Origin of the sequence: Caulobacter mirabilis, from assembly GCF_002749615.1 — a bacterium.
Taxonomy (GTDB): domain Bacteria; phylum Pseudomonadota; class Alphaproteobacteria; order Caulobacterales; family Caulobacteraceae; genus Caulobacter; species Caulobacter mirabilis.
In genome coordinates this window covers 3600897-3622452 of the sequence record NZ_CP024201.1, presented here as the reverse complement: position 1 = coordinate 3622452, position 21556 = coordinate 3600897, and the positions used below count along the sequence as shown (strand labels likewise).

General features: G+C 69.2%; 14 protein-coding genes. 7 read left to right on the top strand and 7 right to left on the bottom strand.

Features of this window, described 5'->3' with window-relative positions:
• Positions 1–6: 6 nt before the first annotated feature.
• Entirely contained in the window at positions 7–2238 is a 2232-nt protein-coding gene (locus CSW64_RS17235) for an arylsulfatase (protein WP_099623252.1), read from the bottom strand.
• Between the two features lie 116 nt (positions 2239–2354).
• Here CSW64_RS17235 and CSW64_RS17230 point away from each other — a divergent pair, with 116 nt between their 5' ends.
• Entirely contained in the window at positions 2355–3041 is a 687-nt protein-coding gene (locus CSW64_RS17230; RefSeq protein ID WP_099623251.1) for a GNAT family N-acetyltransferase, read from the top strand.
• 62 nt (positions 3042–3103) lie between these two features.
• Complete coding sequence (locus CSW64_RS17225) at positions 3104–4036, top strand: HNH endonuclease (protein ID WP_099623250.1); 933 nt, start codon at positions 3104–3106, stop codon at positions 4034–4036.
• A 64-nt stretch (positions 4037–4100) separates the two neighbouring features.
• Here the strand turns inward: CSW64_RS17225 and CSW64_RS17220 are convergent, their stop codons facing one another.
• Positions 4101–4310, bottom strand: a complete 210-nt coding sequence (locus CSW64_RS17220; RefSeq protein ID WP_099623249.1) for a cold-shock protein — start codon at positions 4308–4310, stop codon at positions 4101–4103.
• A gap of 236 nt (positions 4311–4546) precedes the next feature.
• Entirely contained in the window at positions 4547–5740 is a 1194-nt protein-coding gene (locus CSW64_RS17215; RefSeq protein WP_099623248.1) for an MFS transporter, read from the bottom strand.
• Between the two features lie 124 nt (positions 5741–5864).
• Here CSW64_RS17215 and CSW64_RS17210 point away from each other — a divergent pair, with 124 nt between their 5' ends.
• Together CSW64_RS17210 and CSW64_RS17205 are read left to right on the top strand one after the other, a co-directional pair.
• On the top strand, positions 5865–6470 hold the full coding sequence (locus tag CSW64_RS17210) for a TetR/AcrR family transcriptional regulator (protein ID WP_099624319.1): 606 nt from the start codon (positions 5865–5867) through the stop codon (positions 6468–6470).
• Between the two features lie 160 nt (positions 6471–6630).
• The gene (locus CSW64_RS17205) at positions 6631–8703 is read left to right on the top strand and encodes a TonB-dependent siderophore receptor (protein ID WP_216361199.1); all 2073 of its coding nucleotides are present in this window, start codon (positions 6631–6633) and stop codon (positions 8701–8703) included.
• A gap of 172 nt (positions 8704–8875) precedes the next feature.
• Here the strand turns inward: CSW64_RS17205 and CSW64_RS17200 are convergent, their stop codons facing one another.
• The 3 genes from CSW64_RS17200 to wecB are packed head-to-tail and all read right to left on the bottom strand — an operon-like array spanning position 8876 to position 13600.
• Positions 8876–10423, bottom strand: coding sequence for an NfrA family protein (locus tag CSW64_RS17200; protein WP_150131442.1), 1548 nt, complete (start codon positions 10421–10423; stop codon positions 8876–8878).
• Positions 10410–12398, bottom strand: coding sequence for a glycosyl transferase family protein (locus tag CSW64_RS17195; RefSeq protein WP_099623245.1), 1989 nt, complete (start codon positions 12396–12398; stop codon positions 10410–10412). The genes CSW64_RS17200 and CSW64_RS17195 overlap by 14 nt, the downstream gene beginning before the upstream one ends.
• 26 nt (positions 12399–12424) lie before the next feature.
• Positions 12425–13600: a non-hydrolyzing UDP-N-acetylglucosamine 2-epimerase gene (gene wecB, locus CSW64_RS17190; RefSeq protein ID WP_099623244.1), complete on the bottom strand. Its 1176-nt coding sequence runs from the start codon at positions 13598–13600 to the stop codon at positions 12425–12427.
• A 424-nt stretch (positions 13601–14024) separates the two neighbouring features.
• On the opposite strand from wecB, the gene CSW64_RS17185 reads away from it, so the two are divergent.
• The gene (locus tag CSW64_RS17185; RefSeq protein ID WP_099623243.1) at positions 14025–15263 is read left to right on the top strand and encodes an MFS transporter; all 1239 of its coding nucleotides are present in this window, start codon (positions 14025–14027) and stop codon (positions 15261–15263) included.
• Between the two features lie 17 nt (positions 15264–15280).
• Here the strand turns inward: CSW64_RS17185 and lepA are convergent, their stop codons facing one another.
• A complete protein-coding gene (gene lepA / locus CSW64_RS17180; RefSeq protein ID WP_099623242.1) occupies positions 15281–17086 on the bottom strand; it encodes a translation elongation factor 4 in 1806 nt (601 codons plus the stop codon).
• Between the two features lie 195 nt (positions 17087–17281).
• Between lepA and CSW64_RS17175 the strand changes: the two genes are divergently transcribed.
• Both CSW64_RS17175 and CSW64_RS17170 read left to right on the top strand, forming a co-directional pair.
• Positions 17282–18394, top strand: coding sequence for an efflux RND transporter periplasmic adaptor subunit (locus CSW64_RS17175; RefSeq protein ID WP_099623241.1), 1113 nt, complete (start codon positions 17282–17284; stop codon positions 18392–18394).
• 6 nt (positions 18395–18400) lie between these two features.
• Entirely contained in the window at positions 18401–21511 is a 3111-nt protein-coding gene (locus CSW64_RS17170; RefSeq protein WP_099623240.1) for an efflux RND transporter permease subunit, read from the top strand.
• The last annotated feature ends 45 nt before the right edge of the window (positions 21512–21556 follow it).

Sequence of the window (21556 nt, the reverse complement as noted above, 5' to 3'; positions counted from 1 at the left end):
GACGACCTACTGCCGCGCCATCTCGGCCTCGCCGACGGCGTCGCCGTCGAGCGCCTGATCGTCGTCCATGGTCACCGTGACCTTCTTCAGAAGACCGGTGAACTGGAACGGCGCGGCGTAGTCGCCGACCGGGCTGCCGCGGTCGAGGCCGATATCCAGGCCCGACCAGCTGATCAGGGTGAAGAAGCCCAACGGCGTGGAGACTTCGCCCGCCGCCTTGCCGTCGATGGTCAGCACGATCCGGCGGCCGCCATCGCCGGGGCGCACGGCCACCCCCAGCCGCCGGTGACCAGGTTCGACCGCGTGGTCGGAGACCGCCACCGCATGGGTTCCGCCGACGTTCAGGTCATGGACCAGCCGGCCGTCCTCGCGCAGGTACAGGCTGTAACCGCTGGTCATGTCGCCATGAGCGATGAGCACGCCCTGGTCGCCGGCGGCCACGCGGACATGGGCCTCGATGAAGTAGCTTCGGCTGCGGACGTCCGGCGCCACGTCGGTAGGCAGGTGGCCCATGCCCTTGTGGAACACGAACCGCTTGCGCGCGCCGTGGAAGCGGGCGGCGCTCTCGGCGAAGCGCGGGCCGAAGCGGTCGTCCAGCGGCAGCACCTTGTTGGCCTCCGCCTGGGCCCACCATTCGGCGATCAGGGCTTCGAGCTTCTCCGGGTGGGCGGCCGACAGGTCGTCGCTTTCCGAGACGTCGGCGTCCAGGTGGTAGAGCTCCCAGAGGTCCGCATCGAACGGACGGCCCGGCGGGTGGTAGGCGACCGCCTTCCAGCCGTCCTTCCACAGGCCGCGGTGGCCGAACATCTCGAAATACTGCGGACTGGCCTTCGCCGGGGCGGCGGCGTCGTCGAGCGTGGCCGCGAAGCTGACCCCCTCCAGCGGCATCTGAGCCACGCCCGCGATGCTGGTGGGGGGCGTCAGGCCGAGCAGGTCGAGGATGGTCGGCGTCAGGTCGCAGGCGTGGGCGAACTGCGGCCGGGTCTCGCCCTGCTTCCGGATCCGCGCAGGCCAGCTGACCACCAGCGGATCCCGCACGCCGCCGCCGTGGGTGTTCTGCTTGTAGCGGCGCAGCGGCGTGTTGCTGGCCATCGCCCAGCCGAGCGGGAAGTTGCTGTGGCTCGCGGGGCCGCCGATCTCGTCGATGCGGGCGAGCTTCTCCTCCATGGGCTCGAACTTCATGTTGTAGGGACCCATGGCGTTGACCATGCCCAGCGGCCCGCCCTCCTGGCTGGCGCCATTGTCGGACAGCACCAGGATCAGGGTGTCCTCGCGCAGGCCGGCGTCCTCCAGGAAGGCGACCAGACGGCCCAGGTGCTGGTCGGCGTGGTCGAGCATGGCGGCGAAGGCGGCCTGCAGCCGGGTGAACAGGCGCTGCTCGTCCGGCGTATGGTCGGCCCAGGCGCGGACATGGTCGTTGCGCGGCGGCATCTTCGTGTCCGCCGGCACGACGCCCATGGCCTTCTGCCGCGCCAACCGGCGCTCGCGCTCGACGTCCCAGCCGTCGGCGAAGACGGCGTCGTATTTGGCGATGATCTCGGCCGGCGCCTGGTGAGGGGCGTGGCAGGCGCCGAGCGCCACCCAGGTCAGCCAGGGCGTTTCGGGGGCGTCGGCCGTATGGTCTGCGATGTAGCGGATGGCCTGGTCGATCAGATCCTCGGTCAGATGGTAGCCGGTCTCGAAGCTTCCCGGCGGCGGGATCGGCGTGTTGTCGCGCACCAGCTCCGGAGCGTACTGGTCGGTCTCGGCGTCCATGAAGCCGTAGAAGCGGTCGAAGCCCCGGCCCAGCGGCCAGCCGTCGAACGGTCCGGTCGGGCCGCTCTCGGTCAGCGGGGTCACGTGCCACTTGCCGATCATGTAGTTCCGATAGCCGTGCGGCTTGAGCATCTCGGGCAGGATGCCGGCCTCCCGGGCGATCTTGCCGCGATAACCGGGATAGCCGCTGTCGAAGTTGGCCAGGCAGCCGACCCCGACGCTGTGGTGGTTGCGGCCCGTCAGCAGCGCCGCCCGGGTGGTCGAGCACATCGCCGTCGTGTGGAAGCCGGTGTAGCGCAGGCCCTGGGCGGCGAGGGCGTCGATGGTCGGGGTCTCGATCGGCGAGCCGTAGCAGCCGAAGTCGGAGAAGCCGACGTCATCGAACAGCACCACCAGGATGTTGGGCGCGCCTTTCGGCGGCTTGGGCGGTTCCGGCCACCAGGGCGTGGAGTCCGCGACCGTCTTTCCGATCTTCGCCGCCATCTGCTTGCTCCCTTTTCGGGAAGGATAGGCAGGATGGAGATCGGTTACTAGTGGGTAACAAGATATCCGGCGAAGGACCGATGGAACAATCGGCCCAACGCGCCTAAGTCCTCCTCATGGCCGTGGACCACCCCCTCGATCGCCCCGTCTGGTCGGCCCTGACCGGCCGCCAGTCCGACGTCGCCCTGGTCCAGGGGCGGGCGGTGCGGTTCGCGCCAGCCTACGGCCTGTTCGCGGCGATCCCGGACATGACGGCCGAGAGCCTGTCGGATCTGTCGGATCTGGTCCGTGCGCACGGCGAGGTCGGGTTGGTCGAGGTGGAGGCGCCGCCGGCCCTTCCAGGCGTCGAGGTGGTCTCCAGGGCGGTCTGCGCGCAGATGGTCGCCGAGGGCCTGTCCGAAGGACCGCCTCCGGCCTTCCAGGCTATCGAACTGACCGACGCCGACGCGCAGCAGATGCTGGCCCTGGCGACCCTGACCAGGCCGGGGCCGTTCTTCGATCGCACGCACCAGCTGGGGGCGTTCGTCGGGGTGAAGGACAGAGATCGTCTGATCGCCATGGCCGGCGAGCGGATGCGGCCGGACGGCTTCACCGAGGTGAGCGGGGTCTGCACGCATCCCGACTCTCGTGGGCGCGGCTACGCGGCCGGATTGATGCGTCTGGTCGCCGGCCGCATCCTCGATCGCGGCGAGACGCCGTTCCTGCACGCCTACGCCGATCACGCCGGAACCATAGCCCTCTATGAGACCCTGGGCTTCCGAGTACGCCGGGCGCTGGACTTCACGGTGCTCGCCCCGGCCTGATTGCCGAACTCAACCTCTAGTGGTTGCTCCCGGCTTGTTGCATCCTCTCCGCGGGGGCAGGCATGCAGCGGTTCTGGTGGGTCAATCACAGTCCGACGGCGGACCGCGAGGTCGCGGGCGGCTATCTGTGGTCGCCTCGCGCGGAGCGTGGCGGCGGGCGCAGCCCCTTCTACGACAACATGCGGCGGGCGGGGCCGGGCGACCTCATCCTGTCCTATGTGCGCAAACGGGTCCGTCACCTGGGCCGGGTGGCCGATTTCGCTTTCGCCGCGCCGTCGCCGGATCCGAAGGAACCAAGGCCCGGCTGGCAGCTGCCGGTGACCTGGGCCGCGCTCGAACCGCCGATCTCGCCGCAAACGATCATCGCCGAACTGGGCCCGCTGTTGCCGAAGCGCTATGCGCCGATCAACCCCATGACAGGGTTGGGCCGGCAGAAGGCCTATCTGTGTGAGTTGAGCGCGGCGGCGGCGGCCGTGGTGCTGGACCGCGCCCGTTGGGAGGCGGCCCGGCTGGACGGTCCGGGCGAGGCCTTTCCGCGCGCGGCCGCCTGGGTGGACGACCGGCTCGAGGCTGCGGTGGCGGCCGATCCCGGCCTCGACGCCACGCAGAAGCAGGCGCTGGTCACCGCGCGGCGCGGGCAGGGGATCTTCCGCGAGAACGTCCGCGCGCTGGAGCCGGCTTGCCGCGTCACCGGCGTAGCCAATCCCTGGCTGCTGATCGCCAGCCACATCAAGCCGTGGAGGGACTGCGACAGCGCGGCGGAGCGGCTGGACGGGGCCAACGGCCTGATGCTGACGCCCGATGTCGACCTGCTGTTCGACCGCGGCTTTCTCAGCTTCGCCGACGATGGGACGGCGCTGGTCTCGCCCCGGCTGGACGCGGTCGATCTGGGGCGGATGGGGTTGGGTGATCTGACCAGCCGGGCCCGCCGTCCGTTCCGGTCGCGCCAGGCGGCTTACCTGGCTTGGCACCGGCGCTGGGTGTTCCTGACCTGAGCCGCAAAAGAAAACGGGCCGGCGTTTCCACCGGCCCGTTCCTGTGTCTCTGTCGGCGTGAGCCTTAGAGCGCCTGCAGCTGGCCAGCGGCCATCTTGCCGCTGCGGCGGTCCTGCTCGAGCTCGTAACCGATCTTTTGGCCTTCGTTCAGGCTGCGGAGACCGGCGCGCTCAACGGCCGAGATGTGCACGAAGACGTCGTTGCCGCCGTCGTCGGGTTGGATGAAGCCGAAGCCCTTGGTGGTGTTGAACCACTTCACGGTACCGGTAGCCATAGTCGAGAAGCCTCTAGGGTAGGGAGATGGACCGCCCCCAAACAGGGGAACGGGCGACGGAACATGCAGGCAGATCAGGGCGAGTCCGGGGCTCGATCCAAAAGGGAAGCGAACAAAGGAGAGCGCGTCCGAACCGTTGCAGATTACGACGGGCGCGACTGTTGCACATTCCCGGACGACGGGAAAGCGGAGTTCTTCGGCGACGGGGCGGCCGGCGAAGCCGCCCCGTCCCGTCGTCAGGCCGCGGCGGGCCTGGGCGCGCCCAGGACCCGCTGACCGAGGGCGACGATGGCCAGGGCCGTCGTCGCGGCCGCGGCGGAGACCCAGAAGCCGCTGCGCGGACCGTAGGTGTCGACCACCCAGCCCGTGACGAAGGCGCCCAGGGCCATGCCGATGCCGATCCCGGTCATGACCCAGGTCACGCCCTCGGTCAGGACTTCCGGCGGCACCCGGCGTTCGATCAGGCCGAAGGCCGTGATGAAGGTCGGCGAGATCGCCACGCCGCTGAGGAAGATCGCCCCGACCAGGGCCGGCACGCTGCCGACCAGCAGAAGCGGCAGGGTCGTCAGCAGCAGGACGCCCAGCGCGGTCAGCAGCTGGCGGTGAAGCGGCGCGCGCAGGTTCAGGGCCCCGACGATCAGGCCGACCACGAAGGAGCCGATCGCGTAGACCCCGATGACCAGGGTGGCGGCGTCGGGTTGGCCGAGTTCGCGCGTGAGGGCGACGGTGGTGACCTCGGCGGTGGCGAAGATCGCGCCGACGAAGATCAGGGCGGCGGTGATCATCTGGACCGGTCGTAGCCGGATGGCCGAGGCGCGGGCCACGGCGCCGGCCTCCCGGACCTTCGGCTCGGTCGCGCGCTGGGCCACGAAGGCGGTCATGCCGAGCGCCAGGAACAGGGTGGAGGCGACCAGTCCTGCCTCTGGGAACAGTGCGACGCTCAGGCCCACCGAGAGCGAGGCGCCGGCGATGTAGACCAGCTCGTCGGCGGCGGACTCGAAGGCGAAGGCGGTGTTCAGCTCAGGCCGGTCGCGGAAGATCTCGGTCCAGCGCGCCCGCACCATCGCGGGGATGCTGGGCATGGCCGCGGCGAGCAGGGCCGAGGCGAAAAGGGTCCAGGCGGGCCAATGCAGGCGGGCGGCGAGGATCAGAGCCGCGAAGGCCAGGACGGCCACGGCGGCGGTCGGCGCCAGTAGCCGGCTCTGTCCGAACCGGTCGACCAAGCGCGAAATCTGCGGGGCCGCGAAGGCGTTGGCGAGGGTGAAGGTCGCGGCGACCGCTCCGGCCAGCCAGTACTGGCCGTGGGTCTGAGACAGCATGGTGACGATGCCGATGGGCGCCATGGCGATCGGCAGCCGCGCCACGAAGCCGGCGGCGGCGAACCCTCGTGTTCCCGGCGCTCGGAAGATCTCGCGATAAGGATTGCCCATGGTCCCAGGCCTCACTGCTGGCGTCGCACGTCCCGACGACATACATACGCTTCGTATGTGAGCGAGGTGGTGACATACGTCTCGTATGTCAATGCTCCGCCAGCTCGAATTCTGGAGTATCGAGATGTCGCGACGGTCACGCCCCGAGATGATCGCCGAAACCCGCGGCAAGCTGATCGCGGCGGCGCGGAGAGCTTTCGGCGAGCAGGGCTACGCCGAGGCGTCCATGGACGAGTTCACCGCGGCGGCGGGTCTGACCCGAGGAGCGCTGTACCATCACTTCGGGGACAAGAAGGGCCTGCTGGAGGCCGTGGTCGCCCAGATCGACGCCGAGATGGCCGTGCGGCTGGATGCGATCTCGGCCTCGGCGCCGACGCGGTGGGACGGCTTCGTCCAGGAGAACATCGCCTATGTGGAGATGGCGCTGGAGCCTGAGATCCAACGGATCATGCTGCGCGATGGACCCGCGGTGCTGGGCGATCCTTCCCGGTGGCCCAGCGCCACGGCCTGCGTCGCCTCGATCCGGGGCAACCTGGAGCGGCTCCAGGCCGACGGCGTGGTCCGCAACGACGTGGACGCCGACGCGGCGGCGCGGCTGATCTCAGGCGCCTCGACCGACGCGGCGCTGTGGATCGCCGACGCGGAGGACCCCGCCGCGGCCTCCTGCAAGGCGGTCCCCGCGTTCAAGGCGCTGATGGAGGGGTTGCTGGCGCGCGGCGGGACGGGCTGAGGCGTATTCGGAGGGTCTCAGGCCCGCAGGCTTGACACTCCTTCACACAAATGAATTTGACACTCAGTCGCAACTAAGGTCATGACGCCCCCGCATCTGGGACCGATGCGCGAGGGGATCGATGATGGCGTTGCGGAGGGTGTTGTCGCTGGGGGCCTGCTTGGCCGCCCTGGGTTGGTCGGCGACCGCCAGGGCCGAAGAAGCCGCGGCTGACGAAGCTCCGAACACCGTCTCCGGCGTTGTGATCACCGCGCGCTCGGCCGACGGCTCGCAGCGCAGCGTGGCTGACAACGGCGCCCTGGGCGCCCGCTCGCTGCTGGATACGCCCTATTCGGTGACGGTGGTGACGGCCGACGACATCGAGAAGCGGCAGGCGACCTCGATCGGCCAGGTGTTCATCAACGACCCGGCGGTGTTCTCGTCGGCGCCCTCGGCGACGGTGAACTGGTGGGGCACACAGATCCGCGGCCTGGGCGTGCGCAACTACTACGTCGATAACGTGCCGCTGCTGCTCTACTGGGGCGGCGACTTCCCGCTGGAGGGCGTGGAGAGCGTCCAGGCGCTGAAGGGGCTCACCGGCTTCATGTACGGCTTCGGCGCGCCCGGCGGCGTGATCGCCTACCGGACCAAGCGGCCGACGGCCGAACCGTTGCTGTCGACCGAGGTCGGCTACCGCACCGACACCGTCCTGCGCGGCCATGTCGACGCCAGCGACCGGGTCGGCCCGGAAGGGCGGCTGGGCTATCGCGTGAACCTCGCCGCCGAGAAGGGCGACGCCTACAATGGCGCGGGCGTGAACCGGCTCGTCGGCTCGCTGGCCGTCGACTACGAGATCAGCCCGACCCTGCGGTGGCGGGCCAGCCTGACCTCGGAGACCAGCAACCTCAAGAACGAGCCCTTCGTATTCTACTGGTCGTCCTATCGCGACGCGAAGCTGCCCCGCGTCACCTACGACTACGACAACCTCATCGTCGACGGCTCCTACTACAAGGCCGACACCCTGGCCCTGGCGACCGGCCTGACCTGGGCCTTCGCCGAGGGCTGGAGCGCCGACCTCACCTACGGCTACACGCGCAAGAAGCACCGCTCGAACAAGATGTTCGCCGACCTGCTCAACGCGGCCGGCGACTACCAGGGCCACGTCTACAATTTCGCCGAGACGGACGAGAACAACTTCACCCAGCTGATGGTCACCGGCGCCTTCGCGACCGGTCCGATCCGGCACGAGATCGTCGTCGGCGCCGCCTACCAGAACGCCGCCGCCGACTTCGGGGCCAACAGCTACTGGGGCGACGACTTCACCGGCAACATCCACCGGCCGCAGCCGTTCCGGAACACCCGGCCGATCGACTACAGCACCGACGGCTGGCCCTCGGACGAACGGCAGGGCGCGGTGTTCGTCAGCGACACCCTGCACCTGGGCGAGCGATGGCAGGCGATCCTGGGTCTGCGCCAGACGCGCTACGCCTTGGCCGATCTGGACGGCGACCCGACCAAGGCCTCCGCCTACAAGACGACCGCTACGACGCCGACCGTGGCGGTGATCTACAAGCCAGCCGACTACGCCTCGATCTACGCCAGCTATGCGGAGTCGCTCGAGGGCGGCAGCCGCGTGGGCGACCGCTACGCCAACGCCGGCGAAATCCTCAAGGCGACGGTCAGCAAGCAGTACGAGCTGGGCTTCAAGCATCAGCATGAGGCGCTCAGCCTCACGGCGGCCCTCTTCCGCATCGAGCGCGTCGCCAACGTCGACCAGCAGGTGGGCGGCGACCTGTTCCTGCGCCAGGACGGCCTGACCCGCTACGACGGCCTGGAGTTCAGCGCCGCCTACCGCGTCACCGAGGCTCTGCGGCTGGGCGCCGGCGCCCTGTTTCTCGATCCCCGCCTGAAGGATGTCTCGGACGATCAGCGGGCTCTGGAAGGCAACATCCCCAACGGCGCCGCCCGCCGGCAGTACGTCTTCAACGCCGAATACGCCGTGCCCGCGATCGAGGGACTCAGTCTGCATGGCGTGGTCCGCTACTCCGGCGACATGCCCACCACCGACCAGAACGTCTTGTTTCTGCCGGCGCGGACCGTGGTCAATGTCGGCTTCCGGTACGACACCGAGATCGCCGGCCGGGGCGTGACCTTCACCGGCAACCTCAACAACCTGCTCAACGAGAAGTACTGGGACCTCACCAACATCGGCGAGGGCGTCAACGGCTCGCTGAGCGTGAAGGTCCGCTGGTAGGCGCCAGGGTTCGAAGCTCGCCGTTTCAAAGCCTGAGCCTCGCTTCTATCCGGTCGTCCCGGCGAAGGCCGGGATACAGCTCCAGCCTGAGCCTTCAGGGTCGACCCGCAGATCCGGCGCTCCCGACTGGGTCCCGGCCTTCGCCGGGATGACCGACCTTTGAGCACAGACCCTAGTAGGAGAGGCTGAAGGTGACGAAGGTCCCTTCGGCCCGGTCGTCGCCCGACAGTCGGGCGCGGTAGTCCAGCGACAGTTCGATGAAGGACGCGGGCGCCGTATAGGGCGTCTCGCGGAACCAGTGACGCCAGGCCAGGCCGGCGCCGGCGCCGATGGCGTCCTTGTTGGACAGGCCGTTGTCGTAGTCGGCGCGGACGACCGCGTAAGGGGTCAGCACGCTTCGCTCGCCGATGCGGAAGCTGCGGCCGGCGCGACCCTCGAGCAGGCCGATGGTCTGATCCGCGTCGACGATATGGGCCAGGTCGGCGTAGACGCGCCAGGTCGGCCAGGAGGTTCGGTCCATGCGCAGATCCACCCCCTGGTCGGCCGACCAGGCGGCGCGGACCATCCAGTCGTCGCGCGCCAGATCGCCCAGAGCCACCATCCGGCTGCCTTCCAGGATCAGGTTGGTCTCGGCGATCGGCTTCCAGCGCACGCCGATCCAGCCCTGGGTCGTCTTGCCGCCGGTCGCGTCGCCGGTTTCCGCGTCCAGGGTCTGGAAGGCGCGGGCGAAGACGTCGATCGGGCGACCGCTGCGATAGCCGCCGAGCCGGTAGTAGACCTCGCCGCCGGCCTGGACGACGCCGCGCTGGTCGGCGCCCAGGGCCGCGCCCGGCGCGGCGGCGGCGACGCCGCGGCTGATCAGGGCGGAGGCGCCCCATCGGCGCTCCAGGGTCTCGACCTCGCGGCGGATGGCGAAGGACCGCTGCTCGTCCAGCGTGATCTCGCCGCGCTGGGCGCTGTCCAGGCCCTGGCGGAAGTAGCGGACGGCGTCGGCGTCCCGGCCGAGGCGGCGGGCGTTGTAGGCGGCGTCGAGGGCCGAGGAACCCGAGAGCGGCTTGGCCGTGTTCGCCTGGGCGAAGGCCTCGTGGGCCGTGGCGTCGTCGCCGACGGCGAGGGCCAGGTTGGCGAGGTCGAGCGGCGCTGAACCTTCCAGCGCGCCGTTGGCCTTGGCCGCGTCGAAGGCGGCGCGCGCCTCGACCAGGCGCTTGGCTTCGACCAGGGCGGCGATGTGGGAGCGGGTCAGGAAGGCGCGGGACTCGGCGTCAGGCGCGCCCGCGGCGGCTTTGGCGTAGGCCTCCAGCGCGAGGTCCTTGCGGCCGGCGGCGGCGGCGGCCTGGGCCAGGCGCGACTGCACGGGGTAGTCGCTCCGGTTCGCCAGGGGCTGGATCGCCGCGAGGGCGTCGGCGGGACGGTCCGTGCGGAGGTAGGCGTCGACCAGCAGCAGGCGCCAGTCGGCGTTGTCGGGCGCGCCCGCCACGGCCCGCTCGGCGGCGGTCGCCGCGGCCGCGTAGTCCCCGCGCTGCATATGCGCATAGGCGGCGGTGGCTTGGGCCTGCGGGTCGGTCTGCGCGGCGGTCAAGGTCGGGGCGGCGAGCAGGAGGGTCGCCGCGACGGGCGCGGCCAGGATGCGGGGCAGGGTCATGGTCTGGTGGAGAGCAGCGATCATCTTGGGCTGGCGCGACATCAGCGCGCTTGCGGGGATCCGGTTACGACGGGTCACGGCGCGCCTCCGCGCTGGAGGCCTGCTTGAGATTGAACTCCGCCGTCAGGGGCGGCAGCCCGAACGGAGGCAGCGTGATGCGACCGCCGCCCAGGGCGCGCAGGCCGGCCTCGATCTCGCTTTCGCGGGCGATCAGCAGGATGGGGTCCTGGCCGAGCGCCGCGGCGACCGAGGCGCGGTCGGCCTCCGACAGCGGGCGAGCGCCGGCGATCATGACCTTGCCTTCGGGATTGCGGCCGAGGGGCAGGATCTGGGCGCGGACACAGAGGTCGATGGGCAGCAGGGCGGCGTTGGCGCGGACCTGATCCAGGGCGACCGTCGCGCGCGGCAGGCCGCTCTGCACCGCGATCGCCTCGGCCAGGGTCTCCTCGTCCAGCCGGCCGCGATCCAGCAGCAAGCGGCCGAGAGGGCGGTGGCGGCGACGCTGTTCTTCTAGAGCCTCGGCCAGTTCGGCTTCGCTGATGGCCTGCCAGGTGGTGAGGATCTCACCCAGGCGACGGCGCTCGTGCGCGAGCACCGCGTCGCTGGGAAACTCGTGGGCCGTCTTGTCCCAGACGATCTTGTGGCCGAACAGGACGTGACCCGCGTACTGGCGGATCGCCCGCATGCTGGCCGCGAAGTTGATCAGGGTGCCGACGACCATCCGCGGCAGGGCGATGACGCCTTGGGCGATCCCGTAGATGCGGCTGACGAAATAGACCCGCTGCACCGCCCGCAGGGCCAGGGCGATCAGGTTGAAGAACAGCAGGGCGTGCACCCAGGCCCAGTCCGGGAACAGCGGCAGGGGCTCGGTCCGGATCAGCCAGGTGGTCAGGGTCAGCAGGCCGTAGTTGAGCACCACGACATAGGCGGCCACCCCCAGGATGGGCGAGAACAGCGCCTTGCGGTCGCGCACCAGGAAGTAGTTGGCCGTCGGGGTCCGCGCCCAGCCCAGCTGCGTCCAGCCCTGGATGGCGATGCCCAGGGTCCAGCGCGCCTTCTGGCGATAGGAGGTGCGGAAGGTGTTCGGGAAGTACTCCCGCACGCAAAGCGGCATGACCAGCGTGGTCTGCCGCTCCGGACCCAGGCCGAAGAAGCTGCGGCGGGTCACTCGGAAGGCGACCGGGAAGCGGGCGATGATCGAGCTGAGGCCGGCCGCCGACAGGCGGGCGCCGATGTCGTAGTCCTCGGTCAGGGTGGCGGTGTTGAACGGGCCGCCCTCGCCGTCGTCGGCCAGCACCTGCAGGGCCTTGCGCGAGAAGCAGGTTCCGACGCCCGCCGAGGGCACCGCGTGGGCGATGGCCTCGCGGACGACCAGATCCTTGGCGTGCCACTCGGCGAACTCGTCCATATAGGTGCCGGCGACCAACTCGTGATAGCCGCGCTCCAGCGAGACGACCGGCAGCTGGATCAGGTCCTTGCGCGGCAGCAGATAGTTGAAGAACTTCAGCTCCAGCGGGTGCAGCACGTCTTCGCTGTCATGCAGGATCACCCCGGCGAACGGCCGGTCCATCGTCGCCTCGACGCGGAAAATGTCGGCGACGATGAAGTTCAGGCAGTCGGCCTTGGAGGTCGGACCGTCGCGTGGCACGTCGACCTTTACGACCCGGCGATGGCGCTGGGTCAGGCGGTCCACCTCGGCCCGGGTCTCCGGATCGTTCGCGTAGACGCCGATGAAGATGCGGTAGTCGCTGTAGTTCAGCGTGCGGATGGCGTTCTCGACCATCGCCTCGATGACGTCGTACTCGCGCCAGGCCGGCAACATGATGGCGATCGGCTGCTCGGGCTTGTCGAGCAGGGCCTGCTCCTGAAGCCGGGGGTGACGCGGTCGAATGAACAGGCCGCGCCAGACCTGACGGATCCAGAAGACGACGTCGACGAACAGGTCGTCGATCGCGGACAGCGCCAGCAGGATCGTGACCACGACGGCCACGACCTGCAGCACGTCCGAATAGCCGCGCAGGAACTCGATCAGATAATGAGGAGCCTCGAACATGACTGGACCACCGGTCGACGCAAGCGTCAGGCCGACAGGCGCTCCATCACCGCGGTCTGCGACGGCGACGCCATGTCGAATTCGTCGAAGGGAACGCCCAGCAGGGCCGAAGCGATCCGGTCGGCGGCCCGGCCGTCGCCGTAGGGGCTGCGGCCGCGGGCGAAGGCCAGGCGCACCGCCTCTTCGTCCAGCACGCGGGTGACCGCGGCGACGATGCTGTCCGGCGCGGTGCCGACCAGTTCGGCGGCGCCGGCGGCGACGGCCTCCGGGCGCTCGGTGACGTCGCGCATGACCAGGACCGGCTTGCCCAGGGCGGGCGCCTCTTCCTGGACGCCGCCCGAGTCCGTCAGGATCACGTCGGCGCGCTGCATCAGCCGCACGAACGGGAAGTAGTCCTGCGGCGCGATCAGGTGGATGTTGTCGCGGCCGCCGAGGGCCTGCATCACCGGTTCGCGGACGTTCGGGTTCAGGTGGACCGGGTAGATGATCTCGACGTCCGAGCGCTCGGCCAGGCGCAGCAGGGCCGCGCAGATGTCGCGGAAGCCGTCGCCGAAGCTTTCGCGCCGATGACCGGTGACCAGCACCAGGCGTTTGGCGGGGTCGATGCGGGGCAGGGCGGCGTCGATGCGGGCGCGCATGGCGGCGTTGCGAGCCAGGATGGCCTGGGCGTGGTGCAGGGCGTCGATCACCGTGTTGCCGGTGACGAAGACGCGACCGCCCAGACGCTCGCCGGCGAGGTTCTCGCGCGAGCCTTCGGTCGGCGCGAACATCAGGTCCGAGACGATGTCGACGAACCGGCGGTTCATCTCCTCCGGCCAGGGCTTCTGCAGGTCGTAGGTGCGCAGGCCGGCCTCGACGTGGCCGACCGGAATGCGGCGATGGAAGGCGGCCAGCGAGGCGGCCATGGCCGTGGCGGTGTCGCCGTGGACCAGCACGCGGTCGGGCTTGGTCTGTTCCAGCACCCCGTCCAGCGTGGTCAGGATCTGGCCGGTCAGCGCGTTCAGCGACTGGCCCTGGGTCATCACGCCCAGGTCGACGTCCGGCGTCACGCCGAAGGCGCCGAGCATCTGGTCCAGCATCTGGCGGTGCTGGCCGGTGGTGCAGACGATGGATTCGATCTCGGGATCGGCCGACAGGCGCAGCACGACGGGGGCCATCTTGATCGCTTCGGGCCGAGTTCCAAAGATGGAGAGAACGCGCATGGACAGTCTTCTCAGTTTCTCTGTACTGGCCAAGACGTCTCGTCTCGTCGTCAGTCCGTGACCGAGATCAACGCCCCCATTGATCCTGACATCGATGTTAATCTTGGCGATGGTTGACCGGAAATATTGCCGGATTGATCGCTCATGTAGTGATTGTTTGCCCGTAGAATGTGGCAAGATGGAAAAATTTGCCAAATTTTACATTTCGCAGTGGTGCATTTTGCCGCATTGAATTGTCGGCGCCTGCTGCCTCGCAAGCCTTGAGCGGTCATGCGTTTTCGCCGCGCGACAAGGCGTCGCGGCGGTCGTGACCGGGCGGCCGACGTGACGTTCGGCGTCATTCGTCGTGAAAAATTTCACCCTTGTCGGAGTCGCTCATCCTGGAACGTCCTTGATCCGGAACCTTCAGCTAGGGAGAGGCGATATGGCGAGTTCCCGGTATCGTTGGGTGATTGTCGGTGCGGGCGGCCTGCTCGGCTGCGTCGCGATCGGCGCGATGTTTTCTCTGCCCGTGTTCCTGACGCCGATCGCGCGGGCGACCGGATGGTCGGTCACGGGCGTTTCGACCGCGATGACCATCGGCTTCCTGGCCATGGCCCTGGCCAGCATGGCCTGGGGCCATCTGTCCGATCGGCTTGGGCCGCGGCCGGTGGTCCTGATCGGCTCGGTCGTGCTGGCGATCAGCCTGGCCCTGGCCAGCCGCGCGACCTCGCTGCTGCAGTTCCAGCTGGTCTTCGGCCTGTTCGTCGGCGGCGCCTGCGCGGCGATCTTCGCCCCGATGATGGCCTGCGTCACCGGCTGGTTCGACACCCAGCGCAGCCTGGCCGTCTCGCTGGTCTCGGCCGGGATGGGCATGGCGCCGATGACCATGTCGCCGCTGGCCGCCTGGCTGATCACCCACGTCGATTGGCGGACCGCGCTGCTGATCATCGCCGGCGTGGCCGCGGTGCTGATGATCCCGGCCGCCCTGCTGGTCCGACGGCCGCCGGTCCTGGAGGCCGAACCGATCGCCGAAGGGAGCGGGGAGGCCGGCGGACCGCCGGACATGACCCTGGGCCAGGCGCTGCGCTCGCCGCAGTTCCTGCTGCTGCTGACGACCAACTTCTTCTGCTGCGCCACCCACTCGGGGCCGATCTTCCACACCGTCAGCTACGCGGTGGCCTGCGGCATTCCGGTGATGGCGGCGGTGACCATCTACAGCCTGGAGGGTCTGGCCGGACTCGGCGGGCGGGTGGCGTTCGGTCTGCTGGGCGACCGCTACGGCGCCAAGCGCATCCTGGTGCTGGGCCTGCTGGTCCAGGCCTTCGGGGCGCTGGCCTATGTGTTCGTGCGCGAGCTGGGCCAGTTCTACGCCGTGGCGGCGATGTTCGGCTTCATCTACGCCGGGGTCATGCCGCTGTACGCGGTGATCGCGCGCGAGAACTTCCCTCTGCGGATGATGGGCGTGGTCATCGGCGGCACGGCGATGGCGGGCGGTCTGGGCATGGCCACCGGCCCGGTCACAGGCGGGCTGATCTTCGACAGTTTCGGCAACTACGGCTGGCTGTTCGTCGGTTCCTTCGGCCTGGGCCTGGCCGCCTTCCTCATGAGCCTGACCTTCCGGCCGTTCCCGAAGGGGGCGACCGGCGGCGGGGAGGCGGCGGAGTCGCCCGGGCGCGCGTGACGCCCGGGCGAACAGGATCAATCGCTGTCCATCTTCAGCGCGGCGATGAAGGCTTCCTGCGGGATCTCGACCTTGCCGAACTGGCGCATGCGCTTCTTGCCGGCCTTCTGCTTGTCCAGCAGCTTGCGTTTCCGCGAGGCGTCGCCGCCGTAGCACTTGGCCGTCACGTCCTTGCGCAGGGCGCGGACGGTCTCGCGGGCGATGATCCGACCGCCGATCGCCGCCTGGATCGGGATGACGAACATGTGCTGCGGGATCAGCTCCTTCATCTTCTCGACCATCCCGCGGCCGCGGCTTTCGGCGCGGTCGCGGTGGACCAGCATCGACAGGGCGTCCACCGGCTCGGCGTTGACCAGGATCGACATCTTCACCAGGTCGCCGGCGCGGTAGTCCTCGATCTCGTAGTCGAAGCTGGCGTAGCCCTTCGAGATGCTCTTCAGCCGGTCGTAGAAGTCGAAGACGACCTCGTTCAGCGGCAGGTCGTAGACGATCATCGCCCGGCTGCCGACGTAGCTCAGCTCGCGCTGCACGCCGCGGCGGTCCTGGCAGAGCTTAATCACCCCGCCCAGGTAGTCGTCGGGCGTGAAGATGGTCGCCTTGATCCAGGGCTCCTCGATGCTCTCGATCTGCATCGGATCGGGCATGTCGGCCGGATTGTGCAGGTCGATCTGCTCGCCGCTGCGCAGGTTGATCTTGTAGACCACCGACGGAGCGGTCGCGATCAGGTCGAGGTCGAACTCGCGGCTGAGGCGCTCCTGGATGATCTCCAGGTGCAGCAGGCCGAGGAACCCGCAGCGGAAGCCGAAGCCCAAGGCGGCGCTCGACTCCATCTCGAAGGTGAAGCTGGCGTCGTTCAGGCGCAGCTTGCTGACCGCGGCGCGCAGGTCCTCGAAGTCGGCGGCGTCGACCGGGAACAGGCCGCAGAACACCACCGGCACGACTTCCTTGAAGCCCTTCAGCGGCTCGGCGGTGGGCTTGCGCTCATCGGTGATGGTGTCGCCGACGGCGGCGTCGGCCACTTCCTTGATGCTGGCGGTGAAGAAGCCGACCTCGCCCGGGCCGAGGGCCGCGACGTCGGTGGCCTTCGGCTTGAACACCCCGACCTTGTCGATGCGGTGGGTGGCGCCGGTCTGCATCATGCGGACCTGCTGGCCGGCCTTCAGCGTGCCGTCGAAGATCCGCACCAGCACGACCACGCCCAGGTAGGCGTCGTACCAGGCGTCGACCAGCAGCGCCTTCAGCGGCGCGTTGACGTCGCCCTTGGGAGCGGGCAGGCGGGTGACGATGGCTTCCAGCACCTCGTGGATGCCGATGCCGCTCTTGGCCGAGGCTTCGACAGCGTTGCTCGCGTCCAGGCCGATCAGGTCCTCGATCTGGGCCCGCACCCGGTCCGGCTCGGCGGCGGGCAGGTCGATCTTGTTCAGGACCGGAACGATCTCATGGTCGTTCTCGATGGCCTGGTAGACGTTGGCCAGGGTCTGGGCCTCGACGCCCTGCGAGGCGTCGACGACCAGGATCGAGCCCTCGCAGGCGGCGAGCGAGCGGCTGACCTCGTAGGCGAAGTCGACGTGGCCGGGCGTGTCCATCAGGTTCAGGACATAGGTCTCGCCGTCGTCGGCCTTGTAGTGCAGGCGCACGGTCTGCGCCTTGATCGTGATGCCGCGCTCCTTCTCGATGTCCATGTTGTCCAGCACCTGTGCGCTCATCTCGCGCGCGGTCAGGCCGCCGGTTTCCTGGATGAGCCGGTCGGACAGCGTGGACTTGCCGTGGTCGATGTGCGCCACGATGCTGAAATTGCGGATTTTATCGAGCGGGGTCGTCATGGCGCCCCTCTATCACATCGCGGCGACAAGGCGAGGGGCGGTTCGGAAACTGCGGCGTCGGGGCCACGCTTTTCCTTACCGTTTCGTAAGGTGGCGCGGTACGTCTTGCCTGTTCCGTCGCGGAACATAGATACGCGGGAACCTGCCCGGCCGGAGGGCCTTATAGGCTGGGCTCGAGACAGAGGGGATTGCCACGTGGTTGAGCGGAGCGGCCGGATTGGCCGACGAGCGGCGGTGCTTGCAGCGGCGGCGCTCGCGTTGGCGGCCTGCGGCAAGAAGGAAGAGGCCCCGCCGCAGCGGGCCGCCCTGACCGTCACCACCATGACCGCCACGCCCAAGACCCTGCCGCGGCGGGTCGAGGTGTCCGGCAGCGTCACGGCCTGGAACGAGGTCGCGGTCGGCGCCGAGACCGGCGGGCTGACCGCCGTCCAGGTGCTGGTCGATGAAGGCGACTGGGTCCGCGAGGGCCAGCTGCTGGTCAAGATGAACGACACCCTGCTGCGCGCCGAGCTGCGCCGGCAGCAGGCCCAGGTCGAAAGCGCTCGCGCCAGCCTGGTCGAGGCGGACAACGCCCTGGCCCGCGCGCGGGAGCTGAAGGCCAAGGGTTTCCTGGCTCAGGCCTCGCTCGATCAGCGTATCTCGGCCCAAGGCACCGCCGCGGCGGGGCTGGCTTCGGCCCAGGCCGCGCTGGCGGAGACCTCCGCCCGGCTCGACCAGACCAACCTGCGGGCCCCGGTCAGCGGCCTGATCAGCGCGCGGAGCGTGGTGAAGGGCCAGATCGTCGGCGCCGGGAGCGAGCTGTTCCGTCTCGTCCGCGACGGCCGGCTGGAGCTGGCCGCCGAGGTGCCGGAGGTTCAGCTGGCTCAGGTCAAGGCGGGCATGCCGGCCACCGTCAGCGGCGACCAGAGCGCGCCCGTCGTCGGATCGGTGCGGGTGGTGACGCCGCAGGTGAACGCCCAGACCCGCGTCGGCCTGGCGCGGGTCGCCCTGGCCCAGCCCGGCGGGTTCCGTCCGGGGATGTTCGCCAAGGGCAGCATCGACGTCGGCGACCAGCCCGCCCTCACCGTGCCCCAGACCACCGTGGTCTACCGCAACGGCAAGGCCGGGGTGTTCCTGATCGACAGGACCAACCACGCCCGCTTCCGCCCTGTGCAGACCGGCGTCCGGGTCGGCCACGACGTGGAGGTCGTGCAGGGGCTCGCCGCCGGCGACCGGATCGCGGTGAGCGGCGCCGGCTTCCTGGCCGAGGGCGACCTGGTGAAGGTCTCCGGCGCGGTGGCGACGGCCGCCCCCGTTGCGAAACGGTAGGTCCCGATGTTCCGCAACATCTCGGCCTGGTCGATCAAGAACCCGGTCCCGACCATCCTGCTGTTCATCATCCTGACGATCGCCGGCCTGTCCGGCTTCTCGAAGATGCGGGTGAACAACTTCCCGGACATCGACTTCCCGATGGTGGTCGTGTCGGCGGGGCAGCCCGGCGCCGCGCCGCCCGAGCTGGAGACCCAGGTCACTCGGATCATCGAGGACAGCCTCACCGGTCTGAACGGCGTGCGGCACATCCGCTCCTCGGTCGGCGACGGCTCCTCGGCGACCAGCGTCGAGTTCGAGATCGGCACCGACCTGGAGCGGGCGACCAACGACGTCCGCAACGCGGTCGCCTCGATCCGGGCCGATCTGCCGCAGGACATTCCCGAGCCGATCGTCCAGCGCATCGACATCTCCGGCCAGCCGCTGATCACCTACGTGGTGCGCTCCGGCACGCTGAACCCCGAGCAGCTCAGCTGGTTCGTCGACAACGACGTCACCAAGCGGCTGCTGGCGGTGAAGGGCATCGCCCGCGTCACCCGCGAGGGCGGGGTCAGCCGCGAGATCCGCGTCGAGCTGGATCCGCAGAAGCTGGCCGCCCAGGGCGTCACCGCCGCCGATGTCAGCCAGCAGCTGAAGCAGTTCAACGCCGACCTGCCCGGCGGTCGCGCCACCGTTGGCGGCGAGGAGCGGGCGATCCGTACGCTCGGCGGCGCCGACAACGTCCAGCAGTTGGCCGACATGCGCGTCGACCTGGGCAACGGCCGCAGCGTGCGGCTGGGCGACCTGGGCCGCGTCGTCGACAACTGGACCGAGCCGCGCCTGCGCGCGCGGTTCAACGGCGAGGAAGTGGTCAGCTTCTCGATGCTGCGCACGCGCGACGGCAGCGAGGTCAAGGCCGCCGAGGGCGTGCGCAAAGCGATCGCGGACCTCAACGCCTCCCGCTCCGACCTGAAGATCGAGGAGGTCACCTCGACCGTCCAGTACGTCGAGGAGAGCTACATCGCCTCGATGGAGGCCCTCGGCCTGGGCGCGTTGCTGGCGGTGGTCGTGGTCTGGCTGTTCCTGCGGGACTGGCGGGCGACGCTGATCACCGCCGTGGCCATGCCGATGTCGCTGATCCCGACCTTCGCCATCCTCGCGCCGCTGGACCAGTCGTTCAACGTCGTGACCCTGCTCGCGCTCAGCCTGACCATCGGCATCCTGGTCGACGATGCGATCGTGGAGATCGAGAACATCGTCAGGCACATGAACGAGGGCAAGGCGCCGTATCCAGCCGCGATCGAGGCGGCGGACGAGATCGGCCTGGCCGTCGTGGCCACCACCTTCACCATCGTGGCGGTGTTCGCGCCGGTCGGCTTCATGCCGGGCGTCGTGGGACAGTTCTTCAAGTCGTTCGCCCTGGCGGCCTGTGTCTCGGTGCTGTTCTCGCTGGTCGTGGCGCGGATGCTGACCCCGCTGATGAGCGCCTACATGCTCAAGGCTCATCCCGGGAAGCACGACAAGGATCCGTTCTGGATGGGTCCGTACCTGCGGTCGCTGACCTGGGGCCTGAACCACCGCTGGGTGGCGTTCATGCTGGGCACGCTGTTCTTCGCGTTCTCGATCTTCATCGCCACCCGCGTGCCGGCCGAGTTCATCCCGGCGGGAGACCAGGGCTATTCGGCGATGTCGATCGAGATGCAGCCCGGCTCGACCCTGGAAGAGACCGACGCCGTGGTCCAGCGCATGACCAAGCTGCTGCTGGCCCGGCCGGAGGTGAAAAGCGTCTACGGCGGCGTCGGCGCCGGCCTGGCCCCGACGGGACCGGGCGGCTCGGGCTCGGCGGCCAGCGAGGTTCGCCGCGCCGCGGTCACCGCCAACCTGATCCCGCGCAAGGATCGCGACGTCACCCAGCAGGAGTTCGAGCGCGAGATGGCCAAGGCCTTCTCCACCCTGCCCGGCGTTCGGGTGCGCTTCGGCGTCGACGGCAGCCAGCCGCTCTACAACGTCACGCTCGTCAGCGACGATGGCGAGGCGCTGGTGCGGGCGGCGCGGATGGTCGAGACCGAGATGCGGGCCATCCCGGGGCTGGTGAACGTGACCAACACCGCCGATATCGCCCGGCCCGAGATCCTGGTCTCGCCCAAGCCGGATGTGGCCGCGCGGATGGGCGTGTCCTCGCAGGCGATCTCGCAGGCGGTTCGTGTGGCCACCCTGGGCGACATCGACCAGCTTCTGCCCAAGTTCAATGTCGGCGACCGGCAGATCCCGATCCGCCTGCGTCTGACGGAGGACGCCCGCACCCATCTGGACGTGCTGCAGAACCTGCGGGTGCCGACGGCGTCGGGGACCTCCGTGCCCCTGTCGGCGGTGGCCGACATCACCTTCGGGGCCGGTCCGTCGCAGATCGACCGCCTGGACCGCAGCCGCAGCGCGACGATCAACGCCGAGCTCAGCGGCATCGCCTTGGGCGACGCCAACAAGGCGGTACAGGCCTTGCCGTCGCTGAAGAAGCTGCCCGCCGGCGTGAAGCTGCAACCGACCGGCGATGTCGAGGCCCTGGCCGAGCTCGGCATCGGCTTCATCACCGCCTTCATCACCGGCGTGGCCCTGATGTACGCGGTGCTGGTGCTGCTGTTCAAAAGCTTCACCCACCCGATCACCATCCAGATGGCGCTGCCGCTGGCCATCGGCGGGGCGTTCGGCGCCCTGCTGATCGCCGGGCAGAACCTGTCGATGCCGGCCCTGATCGGTCTGCTCATGCTGATGGGGATCGCGGCCAAGAACTCGATCCTGCTGGTCGAATATGCGCTGGAGGCGATCAACCGAGGCATGACCCGGCGCGAGGCGCTGATGGACGCCGCCCATAAGCGGGCGCGGCCGATCCTGATGACCACGGTCGCGATGGGCGCCGGCATGCTGCCCGTGGCCATCGGCCTGGGCGCCGACGTCGAGTTCCGTCAGCCGATGGCCGTGGCGGTGCTCGGCGGCCTGATCACCTCGACCCTGCTGAGCCTGCTGTTCGTGCCGGTGATCTTCACCATCCTGGACGACATCAGCAGCTTCGTGCGGCGGAAGATCTTCCGGCGACGCGACCACCATCAACCGCCGGAGGGCGCGATCATCGACCATGGTTAACGGGGCGTTAGCTTTAGCGCCCCAAACCGGTCCCATTGGAATGGG